General features: G+C 62.5%; 14 protein-coding genes. 12 read left to right on the top strand and 2 right to left on the bottom strand.

Annotated elements, in window-relative coordinates; all coding sequences use genetic code 11:
* Positions 1 to 656: 656 nt before the first annotated feature.
* From CH271_RS08885 to CH271_RS08845, 10 genes are all read left to right on the top strand, one after another.
* On the top strand, positions 657 to 1,355 hold the full coding sequence (locus CH271_RS08885) for a hypothetical protein (protein WP_015586069.1): 699 nt from the start codon (positions 657 to 659) through the stop codon (positions 1,353 to 1,355).
* An 877-nt stretch (positions 1,356 to 2,232) separates the two neighbouring features.
* On the top strand, positions 2,233 to 3,147 hold the full coding sequence (locus tag CH271_RS08880; protein WP_015586067.1) for a ParA family protein: 915 nt from the start codon (positions 2,233 to 2,235) through the stop codon (positions 3,145 to 3,147).
* Positions 3,144 to 3,863 carry a hypothetical protein gene (locus CH271_RS08875; RefSeq protein ID WP_032364990.1) on the top strand — a complete coding sequence of 240 codons (720 nt, stop codon included), beginning with the start codon at positions 3,144 to 3,146 and terminating at the stop codon, positions 3,861 to 3,863. Before CH271_RS08880 ends, CH271_RS08875 begins: the two co-directional genes overlap by 4 nt.
* Positions 3,864 to 4,323: 460 nt before the next feature.
* On the top strand, positions 4,324 to 4,494 hold the full coding sequence (locus CH271_RS28765) for a hypothetical protein (protein ID WP_015586065.1): 171 nt from the start codon (positions 4,324 to 4,326) through the stop codon (positions 4,492 to 4,494).
* A gap of 223 nt (positions 4,495 to 4,717) precedes the next feature.
* Entirely contained in the window at positions 4,718 to 10,090 is a 5,373-nt protein-coding gene (locus tag CH271_RS08870) for a telomere-binding protein (RefSeq protein ID WP_032364989.1), read from the top strand.
* Between the two features lie 3 nt (positions 10,091 to 10,093).
* Positions 10,094 to 10,744, top strand: coding sequence for a helix-turn-helix domain-containing protein (locus CH271_RS08865; RefSeq protein ID WP_015586063.1), 651 nt, complete (start codon positions 10,094 to 10,096; stop codon positions 10,742 to 10,744).
* 103 nt (positions 10,745 to 10,847) lie between these two features.
* Positions 10,848 to 10,973 carry a hypothetical protein gene (locus CH271_RS29200; protein ID WP_254924250.1) on the top strand — a complete coding sequence of 42 codons (126 nt, stop codon included), beginning with the start codon at positions 10,848 to 10,850 and terminating at the stop codon, positions 10,971 to 10,973.
* Positions 10,974 to 10,979: 6 nt separating this feature from the next.
* Positions 10,980 to 11,618, top strand: coding sequence for a hypothetical protein (locus tag CH271_RS08855; RefSeq protein WP_015586061.1), 639 nt, complete (start codon positions 10,980 to 10,982; stop codon positions 11,616 to 11,618).
* A gap of 265 nt (positions 11,619 to 11,883) precedes the next feature.
* Positions 11,884 to 12,603 (top strand): CPBP family intramembrane glutamic endopeptidase, encoded by a 720-nt coding sequence (locus CH271_RS08850; protein WP_032394817.1) that lies wholly within the window; start codon positions 11,884 to 11,886, stop codon positions 12,601 to 12,603.
* A complete protein-coding gene (locus CH271_RS08845; RefSeq protein ID WP_015586059.1) occupies positions 12,603 to 13,223 on the top strand; it encodes a DUF2637 domain-containing protein in 621 nt (206 codons plus the stop codon). Before CH271_RS08850 ends, CH271_RS08845 begins: the two co-directional genes overlap by 1 nt.
* A 13-nt stretch (positions 13,224 to 13,236) precedes the next feature.
* Here CH271_RS08845 and CH271_RS08840 read toward each other — a convergent pair whose 3' ends face one another.
* Together CH271_RS08840 and CH271_RS08835 are read right to left on the bottom strand one after the other, a co-directional pair.
* Positions 13,237 to 14,238 (bottom strand): hypothetical protein, encoded by a 1,002-nt coding sequence (locus CH271_RS08840; protein WP_072692241.1) that lies wholly within the window; start codon positions 14,236 to 14,238, stop codon positions 13,237 to 13,239.
* A gap of 40 nt (positions 14,239 to 14,278) precedes the next feature.
* On the bottom strand, positions 14,279 to 14,806 hold the full coding sequence (locus tag CH271_RS08835; protein ID WP_015586057.1) for a hypothetical protein: 528 nt from the start codon (positions 14,804 to 14,806) through the stop codon (positions 14,279 to 14,281).
* A gap of 287 nt (positions 14,807 to 15,093) precedes the next feature.
* On the opposite strand from CH271_RS08835, the gene CH271_RS08830 reads away from it, so the two are divergent.
* Entirely contained in the window at positions 15,094 to 16,017 is a 924-nt protein-coding gene (locus CH271_RS08830) for a DNA processing protein DprA (protein ID WP_052047799.1), read from the top strand.
* A 352-nt stretch (positions 16,018 to 16,369) separates the two neighbouring features.
* Complete coding sequence (locus CH271_RS08825; RefSeq protein WP_015586055.1) at positions 16,370 to 17,365, top strand: DUF4192 family protein; 996 nt, start codon at positions 16,370 to 16,372, stop codon at positions 17,363 to 17,365.
* Positions 17,366 to 17,596: the final 231 nt, after the last annotated feature.

Here is a 17,596-nt window from a genome sequence, read left to right as displayed (position 1 = left end):
TCGCAGGCTTGAGTGCGACGTACGAGATATACCGGGTCTCCCGGACACCGCGAACAGCGTCGATCCGAACCGAACCCTGCAAAACGAACCCCGTGTTCGTCCCGCAAGAGGACCCCATCCCCTCCCCACCAGGACAAAGGCTATCTCCACCTCAACAACAGTGGTGATCAACACGCGGTACATAACATTTCAGTAACAAGGTAGTCGATCGCGCACTCGTTCAGTTCCGAAGCAAACGCGGCGCGGCACCGACCCCTGACGGTCCGTGCCGCAAGCAATGTCCTCTGCAACTTCTACGGGCCGTTGACTGACTCTCAACCGAACTGCACTCGGCGCTGCCTCTTGACTCCAAGACAAGTTGGATTATGATCACTGCCACGTGATCACAACACGATTTTGTTATCGTTTGACACTCATGTCGGACTGATGTGGTTCTCGTGACTCAGTGCTATTTGATTTGATGGCTTTCATGTGTGTCCACAATCTGCCGCCAATGTTTCTTCAACGCAGCGTCGTTCACCGACGATCTTGAACCGATCGCCATGCAGAGCTCACCAGGAAAACCACCACATCTACCTCTTCGGCCGTGGGCACAGTCATAGAACTGATGCCAGAGGGGTGGTGACACACCACCATTTACCTGCAACCATTGAACGATGAGCTTCTCCGACACCGCCACCGCGCCAGGCAGCGGCGTCGCAGCCCGAACGCTCGACGACCTACGATGGCACCGCGAGTTCCATCGTCAGTCCCAGTTTCGCTGGTGGGACACCGAGGCCGCGCTCGTTGCCACCGAATTCACTCGTGGACAGGACCAGTTCCACACAGTGCACGACCTGGCACAACTGGAGCGATGTCGGCTAGCGCTCGCCGACTACACCACGACCTGCCAGCGAGCCCTGGGCCGCGCCCTCAAACAGTCACAACACGTTCTCGACACGCAGAGCTGGACTTTCGCGACTGATGCGCTCCTGCTGTTGCCGTGGACATGCGAGCAGAGCAGCTACCTTGCGACCTGGGCCGACCCGCACGATCCGACAGCTCTGAGCAACCCTCAAGTCCGGCGCATTCAACGTTCCTGTGAGCGCATGATGTTCGGAAATCCCCTCATTCTTAGTTGGGAATTGAGCCACCTGTGGAGCCTCTACCGAGCCGCCGAGACACTGCTCGAAGACACCCTTGTAGATCTCACCGTTGAACTCTCAGAATCAGTCCCTGACGCCACCCTGCTGTGGGCCACCCAAATGGCGTCGAAGATCGGTCTGGAACAACGGATAGCCGAACAGCGAACGACCCGCGGAGAGCCTGGCGATCCCCGCCGCCGACTGCGTCAGAGCTATTCGGATCTACGCTGATTGGAACGCGAACAGTCCCCCGTTGACCTGGCGTCTTATGTGAAATTCGTGCCAGGCTCGCGTCGAACTACGTAGCAATCCTCGCACTCCCCTACCGATACCTCTCCCCTCAACACTTCGCTTGAGCCTTCGCGAAGCCAGCAGAGCCTGCGGATTGGGAGTCGCGGCCATGATCGCAGCTCGAATCGCACGCTGATTCGCACATATCGACGCTTTGTTGATCCGACATAACTACCCACTCTCGATCCCGTTCATCATCCCAGTGCTCTGCTCCCCTACCTCCGTTACCGTCTACCGGGCAATCATCCCAACACAATGGGCGTAGCACTTCGTAGTACTCCTCGCACAGTAAAGCGTTGGTTTCATCGCGTACTAAACCGCGTGTTTGAGGGCGTACAAATACGCTTGTTACACCGTTGGTTAATACGCGTAATACTACGCATGCAATACCGGGTATAACTCCGCACGTCAACACGCGGGTTAATTACCGTTTTGGTCAGCACATCAATGCCCGTGTTTCTTCACGTGTTAACAAGGGTGTTGATATGCGACTTAACGTGCGTATTGGTACGCTGTTACTAGGGCGCAGCACTACATGTTTTATTGCGCGTGTTTTGCCGCGTAAGAGTGCGAGCATTGATACGCATGGTGTTACGCGACTTAGACCGTGTTGACTGACGTGCGTGACTGGGCGTACTCTCGCGCACACAACCACGCACGACAACCTGCGCATCCGCCCGCACAAGAGCGTGCGGGACAAGTCGAGCCGCTCGCACGTACCGATTCGGCACCGTGAACGCCTCCCGGTCACGCTTCTCCACGGCAGCGCTCGAATAGATGCACGCGGATCCAGGACTCTGGAAGGAAGGTTCTATCGATGGCAATATCAAATTCCCTCGCAGTCACCCAAGGTAAAGGGGGAGTGGGCAAGACGACGGTTGTTGCCAACCTCGCAGGCCTGTTCGCCGCTGCCGGCTACCGTGTTCTCGTCGGGGAGTTCGACCCTCAGGGCAACCTGGCCCGCGATTTCGGTTACGAAAAGCAGTCCGGTGAAGAACTTCTGATGTCGTTGATGTCAGGCGGACAACCCCCGATCATCAAAGACGTCCGACCCGGTCTAGACGTCATTCCCGCTGGTCCTGCGCTCGTCGACGTTGCTGGCATGATGCTCTCCAGGCTCAGCCGCGGGGGCGAATCGCTGGGGCAGATCCTCCACAAAGTCCTTGCCCCGATCGTTCCCGACTACGACATTGTTCTCTTCGATACCCCGCCAGGCGACGTGATCATCGGTGATGCGGTGCTGTACTGCACGTCGTCCGTTCTCATCCCTACTCGCGCCGACGATGGCAGCCTCGACGGCCTCGACCGCGTCGCCGAGCGCTTCGCGCGTGCCCGGGAGCACAATCCGCAACTGAGATTGGCTGGCATGCTTCTGTTTGCGGTCGGCAGTAGGTCACAACGGCTCCAGGACCAGGTGAGGGAAAGTATTACGCAAGCCATTCCTGACACCATTGCCCCCATCTTCGGCACGACAATCCGCTACATGGAGAGCGCCGCTGCCGACGCGCGGCGGCATGGGCTCCTAGCTCACGAACTCGAAGGCGCTACTGCTAGCGCAAAGAAGGCTCGGTTGAAAGCGCTGAGGGACAAGGTGAAACCACCCAGCCTTCTGCTCTCTCGGGATGCAACCGGGTTGGCGGATGACTACGAGGCCCTAGCAGCTGAGGTCTTGCAACGCTTGGCCGAGCTTGCTGCCGAAGCCGATCACGCAGAAGAGGTAGCACCCGCATGAGCACCACTGATCGCAAGAAGCGACCCAGCCTGGCGGACCAATTCGACAAGCCCGCTCCCCGTGGATCTGGCCTCGCCAACATTTTCCCTCGCAATGGAACGGGTTCCCTCGCCAGGCCTGCCGCAGTGGAACCACGCTCGACCGACGTGGCTGCCGAAAGAGCCGTCGACGAGCCGCACGTACAGGCTCCGGACGTGACATCTGCACCGGATGCTCCTGTAGCACCTGCACCAGAGCCTCCGACCGAGGTTGCTACATCTGCCTCGCCCTCCGGGGGCAGCACTGCCGCAACCGAGGACGTAGCCACCACACCCGAAACCGGGGCCGACACCGCTACAGCGGAGCCGTTGGCTGCGATTGTCGGTGATGAAGATGTGCGCCCGATCGCGGTCTACGTTCCCGCGACGGTCAAAGAGGCCTGGAAGACGCGATCTCAGCGGGAGAAGAAGTCCTACGGCGAGATCGTCGAGGATGCCTTCGCCGCGCACACCCCGGAAACCTTGGTTCGCCTCTTCGCCCCTCGCGCCGTCGAATCGCCACGCGGTGGCATGCCGCGTCTGGCCCGCCCGAAGGTCGCGAGCGGGGGAGTGGAGGTGCGTCCACATCTGTGGGTAGCCCAGACCCGATGGATAGACGAGCAGGTAGAAGCAAGTCCGCTCATCCCCTCACGAAGCGCGCTGATTGCTGCGGTCGTTGAGGACTATCTGATCTCTTGATCCGCCGGGCCAGAGCGTCTTGCTCCTGGCTCCCCACCGTGCTCCCCACCATGCTCCCCACTCCGGTGGGGAGCGTTTTTTTGCCTTTGAGCTGCCCTTATCTCCATGCTCCCCATGCTCCCCACATAAAAGAGCCAAGGTCACGCGTATATCGATGAAGGGGCTTGCGCAGCGGGTCGGTTCGACGAGCTGGGGTGTTCGTCGTGTCCGGTGCCGCAGAGACAATGTCGAGAGATTTCGCCACTTCTGTCACAGAGGTAGATCGAGACGGATCTACCTGTCATGTGTGGTGCGAGGGCGGGTACGGACGAGGTGCGGAGGAACATGTGAACGTGGCACGACAGGCAGGCGACACACCGGATGTCGCGGCCTCCCTGTTTCTGTTACCGAATCCGTTTAATGTGATCGCATGGCTGGAAGCAAACCTGGGAGAGAGTCGAAGGGCCCTCGCATACCCGCAATGGTGCGCACGCCCGACACGCAGTATGCGCATTACAAAAACGAGGCCGACGCCCTTGGCCTCGACCTCAGCGACTACTACGTCTATGTCATGGCGCTGCACCATGATCTACCCATGCCGCATTACATCCAAGATCGAATCGATCCCGCACAGTACAAGCTGGGCGCGTGATGACCTACCCCTAGACAGTGAAAAACCCCCCTCGTGCTTGGCGGCGAGAAGGGGGGTCTTCCGGATTCACAAGTGAGCGAATCGCTCCGCTCCAACCACCCACCGGGAACAACCACGAACACGACAGGAGGTGTATTGACATCATAGCTCAGTACCCCTGCCTCGCCGTGATTTGCGCTCCGAACCCAGCGCGCGTCGTACATCTACGTGTCGGCGGTGAGTCGTGACGTCACCGACTCCCAACCGCGGCCACATGTGGTCGATGGACAACATCCGTCCACGCCTCGAGCAGCTCGGCGGCTTCAAAGCCACATCGAGTACCCAGTTTCAGGCGAGATGCCCCGTTCACGACGACCGTCACGCTTCGCTGTCTGTCACCTGGACTCCGGGCCACCACGGTTCTGGAATGGTGCTGCTGCGGTGCCATGGCTGCTCAGCGACGGCCGCAGAAATCGCCGAGCGTCTCGATATCGGTGTGTCCGATCTGTTCGACGAACCCTTGCCGAGTCGGGATCCGAGCGCACCGCGTGTCGGTAGATCCCCGCAGCAACGGGCAGCGGGCAAACGACGTGGGCGTCTGGGGCGTCTGCCTGCTCGGATTGCCGGTCCGATGCCGGAGCCCGAGGTCGAGCACTCTTGGTCGGAAGTTGCGCGCTATCCCTACACCGATGCCGACAGCGTATTGGTGCAGGAGGTCATCCGCGAGGAGTGCACCTCGTGCGGCGTCAAACACAAACGATTCCGGCAGTTGTTCGTCGGTCCGAATCGCACGTACGTCAAACGTAAGCCTGCGGTGTTCACTCCGGTCCTGTTCGCGATGCCGCAGCTGCAAGCGGCGCTGTCGGCCGGCCAGCCGGTGTGGCTGCTCGAGGGCGAAAAGGATGTCGAGACCGCGATGCGTCTCGGTCTGTGCGCGACCACGAATGCCCAGGGTGGCCTGAACTTTCCGCCACAGCTCGCCGAGGTGTTCGCCGGTGCCGCAGTGCGCGTTGTGCTCGATCGTGACGCCGCAGGATACGAGCGCGGCATCGAACTGGCGTCGCTGCTCGGCGCAGTTGATGCCGAGGTACAACTGCTGCTACCCGGCACAACAGATGACAAATCAGACTTCACAGATCACGTCGAGGCCCAGCTGTGGGATCCGGACGATATGTGGAACGGGTTGATTCCCGTCCATGTCGGTGAGGTTGCGGCACATGCTGCGCTGGCCAAGCTGCGCGGCAAGGCCGCCGAGGTCGAAAAGGCGGCTCAGGAAGCGGCTGCGCGTGCCGAGCGCGGGCGAGTATCAGGTCACCAGGATGAGTGCGCAGACGAGATCCGCCTCGCTGGGCGCTGGGCCGTCGAGGCGGAGCGCCTGTTCGAGCCGTTGAGCGAAGCCGTCGATGCGGTGCGTAGTTTCGCTGCCGCTGAGGGCACGAAGTGGTCGCAAGAAGCGGTCGATGCCGCTACCGCTGTGTGGCGTACTGCCCGCACGGCTGCCCGTGCCGCACACGATATTTCGCGCACTCCGATTCCACCGCTGCTGCACGACGAGGACGAGCACGACGCGGTGCCGCCGGCGACCGGATCCAGCCACATCGACGCCGGTGAATCGACACATCCGCTCCCTGACGGACCCCGACTGCACCTGGTCGGGGCGGCCACCCGCGGCGCTCAGATATCTGCACCGACGTATCGGGTCGTAGAGGGAAGCCTCGTCGAAATCGTCACCAACCGAGATGGCGAGCAGACCGCCAAAATGGTGCTCAGCATCGATGCTCGGATCGTGGAGATGGAATACCTCGAATCGCAGGACGACGGCCTCGACGTCGACGCACCGACCCTGCTCGGACGCGAAGATATCGTCGGGCAGCGGGAAGCCAATCCGCCGTCGCCCGAACAGCTTTCCGCTGTCGTCATCGGGTACACCCATCCCGATACGGGCGAGTTCATGCGTATGCGGGTGGACGCACAGGACTATCGGGACTGCACCTGGGCGGATTCTCTTCCCGGGCCGCCGACGTACGACTCCAAACCCTCTGGAATCGCCAAACTTCGCGACGCCCTGAAAGTGGCGGGTGGAGTGACGATTGCCCGGACGGTTCGATTCCGTTCCACCGGTTGGCGTAAGGACCGAAACGACGAGTGGTTCTACGTGCACGCGGGTGGCGCTATCAGTGCTGCCGGTGCCCGTGTTGCGCCGGTTCTGCTCAGTGGACCGCTCTCGCGTTACGACCTGCCGTGCCCGATCGCCGATGCACCTCGATTGCGTGATGCCTTCATGGTCGATTCGGGATCGATGCTGACGCGTCTGCCGGTGCGAATCGCTGCTCCGTTGCTCGGGCACGTCTTTCGCGCGGCCTTGGGACCCAACCCCTGGGTTCTTTCGCTCATTGGTTCGCCCGGTTCGTACAAGACCTCGATCGCGTCGATCGCGATGCATCACTTCGGTGAGCTGTGGGATCGTCGGCGGCCGGCATCGTCGATGTCAGGTAACGGTGACACTCTCAATGCGCTTCGCATCAAACTGAATTCGTCGAAAGATGCGCTGTACTGGGCCGATGATGTCGCTCCCACACGAGACTGGGGGGCTGCACAGAAAGCGCTCGAAGAGTTCGCGCGCATGGTCCACAACGGCGAACAACGGAGCCGTTCCAGTCGCGACGGGTTGAGCATCCTCGACGGCACCGCCCCCCGATCGTCCGCGATGGTGACCTCCGAGGTCATGCCTCGACCAGGGTCCGGCGCTCAGCGCATGTTGGTGGTGCCGTTGCAGTCCGACGAGATCGAACTCGACGAGCTGATTCGACTCGACAGTGAGCAGTCTCGACATGGACGCGCCCTGCTGATGGCCTCGTTCCTGCAGTGGTTGTGCCCCCGCCTCGAGGAACTGCGGGAAAAGGTCTTCAACGAGGGCGCGCACTACGCCGAGGGCTTACGTGAGCAGGGTGAGACCGTGCGCCAGGCCGAAGCGGTCGGTGCAGTGTGGGCAGGGTGGCAGGCGTTCACCGCTTTTCTGCTCGATGTCGGCGCGCTCGATGCCGATGAGGTCGAGCAAGTTCTCGACGTCGTCGACGGCGGATTGCACGACGCGGTCGTCGCTGCGGCCGATCCCGATCTGCCTTCACGTACCGGGGCGCGGGTGCGCGAGCTCCTTGCGCACGCACTGCGTACCGGGTTGGCCTACGTCGACGACGTTCGTACCGGTGAAGCACCCGACCGCCCGCTCGCCGGCCGGTTGGGGTGGCGACGGACGTTGGTCTCGGACTATCAGGACGTCAAGAAGTACCGCGAAGACGCACGCGGGATCCGGTTGGGGTACGTGCTCACCGACCCCGGACCACGCGACGGTGAAGCGCAGCTGTTGATCGAATCGACTGCCCTCGAACAGGTTCTGAAAGCCGCGGCATCGACGATGTCCGATGCTCCACAGATCGATCGAGGCACGGCGCTGCGGGCCCTCTACGACGAGGGAGTTCTGATCGCCGAGGAACGCGCAGGCAAGACACCCCGTTACACCGTCCAACGCACCATCCATTGTGAGGAACGGCGGCAGCGGATGACCGCTCTCCGTCTGTGGGCGATCCTCGGCGACGGCCCCGACGACGGTCAGATCGGCATCTTCGACGCTGATGGCGGACCCGACGATGCACCGGACGGTACGACACCGAGCGACGTTCCGGGTTCGACCTCCGCAGTGGCCGACCTCGCGACGTTGTTCTCGGTATCGAACAGCGACACCTCATCGACGACGGGCAGCTCTCGTGCCAACGACGCGGAAGCTACGTCTGACAACTCCGAACAGGAGGACATTCCAGTGGGAAGCTACCCCGATGCCGAGGGCCATATCGCTGTGGCAGAACATATTTCGCCGAGCGTCCCGTGCGTGAAGTGCGGAGTGGGCTCGGGCCTTCGCTTCGATGGCCACGTTCTGCACGCGCAGTGCTGGTTCGGAAGCACAGCTGCCTCCCGCGCTGCACTGGTTGCCGATACCGCAGCCGCAGCGAAGCCGCCTGCACCCGCCTCCACTGGCCCGCGGCCGTCGAACGAACCTGCTCGTCGAGCTGCTTCCGAGGCCGCCGAGTCGAGTGCTCCTACGGTTGCGCAACCCAGTGCGCCGCTCGAGACCACGCAGCCTCGGCGTTCAGCTCCCGCGAAGACCGCGGCCAACCCGTTCGCTGCCCCTGCCGCCGTCCTGGACGTCGATGGCATTTGGATGCCCGACGGAAGTCGAATCAATTTGCCACAGAACATCTCTCACGTCGGTCATGTCGCCGCGCTGGTGCAGGAGCTGCGTCTGGGCACTCAGACTTCGTCGTGGCAGAGCGAACCGGGACAGATCTGGGTGACCGCGGCGATGACCGAGAAGTTCGGGGTGGATCTGAGCACGCTGAGCGACGATCCGTCGCAGCGACGCAAAGACGTCGGCGAGGCCACTGCCGGCACAGCGTTCGTCACAGATGCAATCGCCGACGGTTGGACCCTGGGCAAGCCCGGTGACCGGCTCGGTGCGTGGACCCGTGTGTGGCGCACCCAGGGCGAGCACCGCGGTGTGTGGGTCGTCCTGGCTGCCGGCATGAACGCCGATCCACGCGATATCCCTATTCTCGGAGACCGACCGTCCCCGAGCAAACTCGCGCGTCGATTGTCGCTGTTCGCCAGCGCGTTGAAGATGCCGTGGGTGATCACCCCGCAGTCCACAGGTTTCGACCTGATGATCTCGACTCGATTCAAGGACCGCGAGCGGATGTTCGGGGCACAGACTCCCGTCGGCCCGGCCACCATCAGCTCCCTCGAGGACGATTACGCATGGTCCCGCAAACCGACCAGCGACGAGACATCGATGATCTACGTCCACGCGTACGACCGAGGAGGCTCGCATGCTGCGGGAATCGCCGGTTTGGAGATGCCGATCGGATCGGCCACTCATCATCCAGACGGGCGAGCGTTCGACAAGAAGCTGCCGGGCTATTGGCGGGTAGAGGTTCCCGAGGCAGGGGACTGGCGCATCCCACATCCATTGATGCCTCTCGGCGGCCGGCCGGGCCTGCTGTGGGTGACCACACCGAGTCTGCAGGTCGCCGGAGAACTCGGCTACGAGCTCGAACCTGTCGAGGCCTACGTGTGGAACGAACATGGCCGAGTACTCGATCCGTGGTACGAGCGAATCCGGGACGCACGAACAGCTTTGGACGTCGACGACGTCGACGCTCAGTTGGCCAGAGATCTGCTCAAGGGCGTCTACACGCGCACGATCGGCCAGATGGGGTCCTCGGTTCATATGACCGGACGAGCAGGTTTCTCGCCTGAGCGACGCCATCACATCATCGCCAAAGCGCGGGCGAACATCACTCGTCGCATCGTCAAGATCGGCACCGTCTCCGACCGGTGGCCGGTGGCCATCACGAACGACACGGTTCTCTACACCAGCAACGATCCGGATCCGATCGCGTCCTGGCCTGGGGAGGACAAGCAGCTCGGTCGAGGGTTCGGCCAATACAAGTGGGAGGGCTCCGCTCGACTCGGCGATCATCTCGAGTTCCTCGTCGGTGGCCGCTACAAGGGCAAGGAAGCGCTGACGATGAACTGGGATGCCACGACAGGCAAGGGGGAATAGCCAATGGCCGGGCGCAAGCATGCTGGCTTCAAAGAGAACCTGGAAGCAGACGAACGCCGACGCAGCTCACTGTTCCAGGGCTTGACGGGCAGGCGTGGTGCCGATGTCTCCGGCAAGGCCGGCACCACCCCTGACATGCGTGGGATGCTCCTCGCCGCGTACGGCCCGGGCACTCGGGGCGGGGTGAACACTGCCGCAGCTGCGCGCGATCTCGGAGTCTCACGTCGTACGGTGGAACGCTGGGTTGCCGCCGAGGGACGCCAGCGAATCTCGAAGCCGAAGGCCGAGACTCTGAGCAAGCTCACCACCAAGTCGCGGCAGGCAGCGACGACGCAACAGGGCCGGCGCGCCGCCATCAAAGCTGTCCGAGAGAGCAAACAGGGCAAGTCGATCGCCAAATACGGTGCGCGCGTACAGATCAAGGGCCGACAAGGCGTCGCCGGTGGGGGAGGGTTCTACATTCGCAATCGTTCCATCCAGATCCCCCCGGATCAGAGTGGTATGTCGCCATCCGATGTCGAGTCGATGTGGTCGGCGTACGAACGCGGCGGCGACAAAGCGCTCTCGAAGTGGCTCAGCGGCTACGCCAGCGATCGGTACGTCGACGGATGGACCTTCGAGAGCATCGACAACATCTCCATCGACCCGGTCTGACCATAAGAGTCTGCGAGTTCAGGTGTTCGGAGTGTCCGGTGCAACCGCTACGGTATCGGTGGAATCGCGCACGGCAGCGCTCTGCAGGAGGGATCAGAAAGACATGTTCGAGACCAAGTCTCAGCAGTGGAAGACCCGCGTCGTTTCTGCGTTGGCGGGTCTGATCCTCGTCAGCATGGCTGTGCAGGCCAAAATGGGATACGGCGTCTTTCTCGGACCACTCCATTAGAGCGACATGAACCCGAAGCGGCCGCGGTGGACCAAACGACAGCTCGAGGTCGCATTCACCGCGTGCTACGGCCCCTTGGTCAACGGTGGTGTCGATATCGACTATGTCGCAGCGGCATTCGGGGTGACTCGCCGTACCGTTCAGCGTTGGCTGCAGGGCTCACCTCGCGCTCGAGCGGCCATTCCCGTCCGCCGGTTGCAGCAACTTCAATTTCCCCTTCCTGAAATCCGACGTGTCGAACAGCAGACCCTCGACAATGCACGAACTGTCTTGACCGGGCTCGATCTTCCCCGTGGCCGCGGTGTCCGCAAGGAATGGCGAGAGCGACGATGGCTGGACCCCCATGTCGTGGCGATCCTCCGTCCCCACGGCTCTCCGGACCTGCGGCAGGTAGCGATCGCCAGAGGCGCACCACGCCCCGTCGCGGCACTACATAAGCGGGGCCCGCTCGATGACTTCGTCACCGTTCCCACCCGTTTCCACGCCGACGCCCTCGTCGGTGAACTGCTCGACCGCGTCGGCCCATGGCGGCTCTATCCGGACGACCGTGTCGTCGAGCTCGGCCGAACCCGCGTGTGGGCCGCATGGGCACCACCGATCGACCTACCCGCTATTGCCCGCGGTGCGGGCCTACTCGACAACTGATCAGCCTCGACCGCCGTACCCACGCTCAGTACTCGTATCCGCACCCATGACTGTCCTGTGTCGCCGCGACGAGAGAATGTCAAAGAAAGAGTGAATCGCGATGAATCGCAACAACAACTGGAACTCAAGCCTGTATATCGCTGCTGTTCCGCTCGGGCTTGCTGCCGCCTACCTAGTCGTGTGTTGGCCTTTCGAGGCATTAGTCTCGGTTCAGAGGCATCTCGGTACCGGATCCGAGGTAGTCACCGAGTCGACCCCGCCGACGATGCCCGGCGCTCAAATTGGCTTCCTAATTCTCTTCTTCGCCGCAGTTGCCGGTCTCGCTCTCGTCGCGGCGGTGCGCCGGTTCATCGAACCGAACGAGACCGAACCGAACAGCTTCCCTGGGACGTGGCGAGCGCGGACGCTGATGAGTGCAGGATTGTTCCCCATCGGCCTGTGCATGGCCTCGTTGCTGTCCCCCGAGGATGCCGAAAACCTTTCGCGCACCAGTGACTACGGCAACCCGGCACAATGGTGGAACAGTGCGCACCTTCTCGTCGCCGGCTTGGCCGAGGAACCGTTCTTCAGTGCGCTTCCGGTCTTGTTGCTCTTCGGGGTCGTCGGACTGGTCTGGCGCGTCCAGCCGTGGATGCTCGGCATCGTCATCGCGAGCTCAGCTCTGTTTCGAGCCTCCATCCATCTGTACCAGGGAACAGGGCAAGCGTTGTCGGCGTTCGTATGGGGCGCTGTGGCCGTCTACGTCTACTATCGACTCCGCAGTCTCACGGGACTCGTTCTGGCCCATACAGCTTGGAATGCATTCGTCATTGCGAACAATGGTGACTACACCGCGGCTCAGATAGTGATCGGCGGGTGTATCGCATTCACCGCCCTGTGGTCGATTTACCGACTGTCGAACACACCCACCCTCAAGCACGCCGATCTAGCACGCCCGACGGCAGCGGCCGGCCACTTTTCGATCACCACCAGCGAAGGACATTGATGAGGAATCTGACAACCATCAAACGTTGCGCGGTGATCGGCAATGCGGTGATCGGTATCAGCGCCTTCACAAAGAGCGGAATATCGTTGTGGCAGCTCGCTACTGCCAGCGGATACCCGGCAACACTGGGATGGGTTCTGCCACTGGTGCTCGACGGAATGGTAATCCTCGCAACACTCATGCTCGTCGTCGACGCCTCACACCGCTGGTTCGCGTGGGCCTTGCTGATTCTCGGGTCGATCGCATCGACGGCCGGCAACATCGTGCACGTCTCGATGGTGGACTACAGCTCGACCTTCACCGTGGCCGCGCTGGCCGCTGCTGCGCCGCCGCTGGTGCTGCTGGTCACCACGCACCTGATGATCCAGCTGGTCCGACTCGAAGCATCAGCTGTAGACGACAGCACCGACCAGCGTCACTCGGCCCCGAACAGCTCCACAGAGGCCGAAACAGCCGTTCTGTGTGTCCACGTCCTGAAACTGGCCAGCGAAGGCCACGAGCACGCTGCAGTGGCCACCAAGACCGGGCTACCCATTGAGGTCGTCGACGCAGTCATCGCAGCCGCCGAGGACGAACTCCAGATCGGCTCTGAGGAGGATCGATACCTCGCCCCGGCATGAGTTCCCCGTCGGTCTACTTCATTCGCGAGCTCAGTTCGTCGAAGAATGCTGCGAGCATCGACGGCGCGTCGGGGCTCTCGAACTCTTTGCCCCCGAACCGATAGACCTCGTATCCCGCTAGCCGGAGACGTCGGTCTTCGGTGACCATCTCGGCGTACAGCTGCGTGCTGGCGCGGCCGTCTTCGTTGGCGTAGTGCTGACGACCGTCGACCTCGATGACGACGCGTTTTCTTGCACTGAAGAGCAGCAAGAAGTCCATGCGTTGGCGTTCGAGGGGACTGCTGCCCTTGCGTTGATACTTGGTGTACGGGTCGTAGTGGAGGTAGACCTGCGGGATCAGAGCGGGAATACCGAAGCCGTGCTCTCCGTATCGACGTGAGTAGACGTCCAAGACCATCCGCTCGGGTTCGTTCTTACCGAGGCTCTCTCGCAGCCGTTTGTACAGTGACCGCCCGACATCGCGATCGTCCGTGTCTGCCATTGCTTGGTGCTCACGCCACCACTGAATCAGCTCCTGAAAGGACAGGCCGGCCTCGGTTATCGGTCTGTCGTAGACCAGGCAGAACTCAGCATTCTTGGTGATCAGGATGTCGTTGCTGACCGCGTCGCGGAGCACCATCTCCGGTTTGGGACCATTGGCCGCGAAAATGAGGTTCTTTGCGGGAGAATCGACACCGCTGGAGCCCTTTTCGTACTCTGCGATCAGCACCGCGAGCCCGTGGTCCGCGACGTCGCATTCTGCAAGCACGCGACGCGCCAGTGCGACGAGCTGGGGGATCTCGAATCCTACGAGGTAACCATCGATCAGCGACCGCTTGGTGTCGGCCTCAACCGGGGTACCTGTACCTGCCCACGTCAGGTCGAGTTCGTCGGGTAGGACCACTTCGAGGGCGGCTCGCGAGAACCCATAGATCAAGGTGTCCTCGATCGCCGACCTGAGCGTTCTGGTCGACACGATCACCCGTCGCGGCGGCTCCTCCGAGAGGCCGGCCGCAAGTGAATCCCAGAAGCTCATCGGTCAGAGGCTCCGCGGGCGGCCATGTTGAGCGGAGCGCTTACCGGCGTCGATGGCCTGGATCCAAACGAACTTCGGCGAGAATCGCCCAGAGCTTGGCGTCGTCGCCGTCGTCTCGGTGATCGGCGATGGCCTGCACGAGGGTGTTGATGACCTCACGAGAGCGTGGATTGAATCCGGCAGCTCGCGCACCAGCCCAGGCCAGGGGGTCGTCGACCACCTTGTCGAGCCTGTCGAGGGCGTGGATACACAGGTCGTGGAACTTGCCGGCACGTTTGTATTGGGCGTCGTCGAGTTCGCCGGTATCGAGCGCTGCTGCTGCTTGCTCGACGTAGACATCGATGATCGCGTTTGCGCGATCGTTGAGCTGCGGATCGAAAGTGAGGGTGTTCCAGAATGCACGCCAATTGGCTGTATCGCCGGCGGTGTTCGAGCGCGGCAGGAGGTTGTCACGAATGATCGCAGCCAGTTCCGGGTCCGTCAGTTCGCTGATCGCTCGGGCGTCGGCGGAATTCGAGGGGAGCGGGGCCGGCGTCTTGCTTCGACGCCATGGCTCGGGCTCGGTCATGTGTGCAGCTTCCCTCTCGAACGTCGCGGTTGGTGCGTTTTTCGTCGGCGGCCCGTGAGATCTGCTCCGGTATTTGTATCACTCGAACAGGACACTTCGGTCTGCTCTTTTGGCCGCTTCGTGAACTTACCGCCCGGCGCACCCGCTGTCCCCGGCACCGGGTGCGCCGGGGACATTTTCGCTTGTCAGGTGCTGTTTTTGTCGGTGTGTCGGGGTAGGTTCGAGTTGTTCTGTTGATCGGGCGGACTGACCATCTGCCCTTGTGTTAGCCCTGGGAGGGTTTCGTCGTGAGCGGTGTGTCGAGCGAGAACGCGGTGTCGGGTAGCGAGATGGTGTGGCGTGAGCGTGTTGCGTGGGCGTATCTCGCTCACGTGGCGCGGGGGCAGGGCTCGTTGGTGCATCTGGCGGTGTCCTTATCGGGCGTGGAGGCTGCAGCCGAGGCTGTGCGGCATCGGGAGGTGTCGGAGGACTTGTTGCGTGCGACGGCTCGCTCGTGGGACTACTCAGGTGCCGAGGCAGACCTCGAGACGGCGGCAACGCTGGGAGCACGATTGGTCACTCCTGCGGACGCTGAGTGGCCGCAGCGGCTGCGGATGGCCGGATGGCTGGAGGGATCGACTCCGGTCGCTCTGTGGGTTCGTGGACAGGGCGCGCTGCCCGGTGCTGATGTGTCGGCGGTGGCGCTCACCGGCACCCGGGCTGCGACCGCTTACGGCGAGCATGTCGCGTCGGAATTTGCCGGGGATCTGGCGATGCGTGGGGTGGCGGTCCTGTCGGGCAGCGGGTTCGGGATCGAGGGAGCGGTGTTGCGGGCAGCGTTGGGGGTCGGTGCAGGACCGGTAGCGGTAATGCCGTGCGGCTTGGATCGGGCGTATCCGTCCGGTCACGCTCGGTTGCTCGAGCGCGTCGCGGAACAGGGTGTGGTGGTGAGCGAGTACTCGTTCGGTGCAGAGCCTCGACGAGAACGATTCAACGGGAGTGGCGCGCTGCTGGCGGCTCTCTCCGATGCGGTAGTGGTGCCCGAGGCCGGGTCACGCGGACGTGCACTGTCTGTGGCCAGGGAAGTGCACAGGCTCGGGCGGGCGGTGTACGCGGTACCAGGGCCGGTCACCTCCGCAGCGTCGAACGGATGCCATACGTTGATCATCGACGGTGTGGCGCGTCTTGCAATGTCGGCTGCTGGCGTGTGTGCTGATCCGAACGTCTCCTGATCGGCTCGACACCGATCCGAAAGTGTGGTCGGGTATGGACGTGAGCCCTAGATGGGCCTCGGAAGCCGACTCCGCTCCCGAGGAGTTAGAGCGAGAGCCTTTGTCGCTCTGATCCTTTCGCTTCTCCCTAGACGTTCGACAACAGGCTCGCCCAGCGAAACACATGGGCGGGCCTGTTGTCTTTCCCCACCGAGCCCCGGCGCACTCGGTGCGGTCCCCGGCACCGAGTGCGCCGGGGACCAAATGTGTTGCGCGTGAGCCGTTCTTGTCGGTGGTCTCGGCTAGATTGTGGGTGTTCTGTTGATCGGGCGGACTGACCATCTGCCCCTGTGCCCTGAAAGGGGTTTGTCCGATGTCCTCTGTTTTTCGTATCTCCTCACCCGCTGATGCTGTTGCCGTGGCCGTGATGCTGGTCCGCTACGTTCCCGAGAACGAAATGGTGGTGTTCACCCCAAACTCGACAGGCGGGGCCGTCATGGCCTGCCCGCTGGGGGAGGAAGCGCCGATCGGTGGTGCCCCGTTGCTGGTGCCCAGCGGTCACCCCGTGCGTGATCTATCCGGACCGCGCGTGGTGGTCGTGTTCGGCAGTGACACACACGCCGATGCGGCATCGATGGCCGTTCTCCACGAGTTCTCGGGCGATGACGTTGCTGTGTTCCAGTTCCACGAGGGACGTGCGCGCCGCTACTTGATGAACGGGGTACTGGCGGGACCGCACGAGGTCGGCGAGGCGGTCGACCTGACGGCTCACCCCTACGTGGTCGGAGCGTTGCTCGAGGGGCAGGTACGTCTGGCCTCTCGCGCCCAAATCCGCGCGGGCTTCGTTGCCGAACAGTTCGGTGCCGAACGCGCCGCGAGTGTGGTGGACATGATGCGGGCTGCACGCGGGGCGTTCCCGGCAGTAGGGCCGATCTCGGCCGCAGAGACCATCCACCGCGAGGTACTCGCCGGGTATCTCGATTCAGGCAACCGCGGAATCGAGATATCGGATTACCACGCTGCGATGCTCGCAGCCGCCGCCTCTGACGTGCGCGTGCGCGATGTGCTGTTCGTTCACTTCACCGAAGCCAACGCCGCAGTCCTCGGCGAACTGTGGCGGCAGGTTGGCGCGGTGTTGCCCGCCAGCGAGGCAGGCCCCGCCTTCGTCCTCGCTTCGCTGAGTTACTGGATCGGACGGGAGGCGGTGCCGGCGCGGGAGGCAATGAACGTTGCCCGTGGGCTCGCCCCCGATCATTCCTTGGGGCAGCTGCTCGAACGCGCATACAACGCGGGAATCAACCCGGCGCTGTGGGAGCAGATTCGGCCCGCTGCGCTCGATGCAGAATCCGAGCGATCCCGTAACGAATGACTTGAATGCGATTGATCCGAAACCGGTTTCGCTGAATACACCATGCATCGGCGAGCCGGTTTCGGTTCGACCGCCCTCGAAAAATTCTCGATTGCAAATTGCAAATTGAGCGCGATCGAATAACAGATGCAACCGCGAAGGCGCGCAGCGCTTCGACCGAGTCCGCGAGTTCTTCGGAACGGCTTGCCGTTTCGCCTGCAGCGGCGGGCGCGCAGCGCCCAGCCCCAGCCC

The sequence above is a fragment of the Rhodococcus sp. 05-340-2 genome (assembly GCF_002258915.1).
Taxonomy (GTDB): domain Bacteria; phylum Actinomycetota; class Actinomycetes; order Mycobacteriales; family Mycobacteriaceae; genus Rhodococcoides.
Note: the sequence above shows the minus strand (reverse complement) of the source record. Positions and strands in the feature narration are given on the sequence as shown.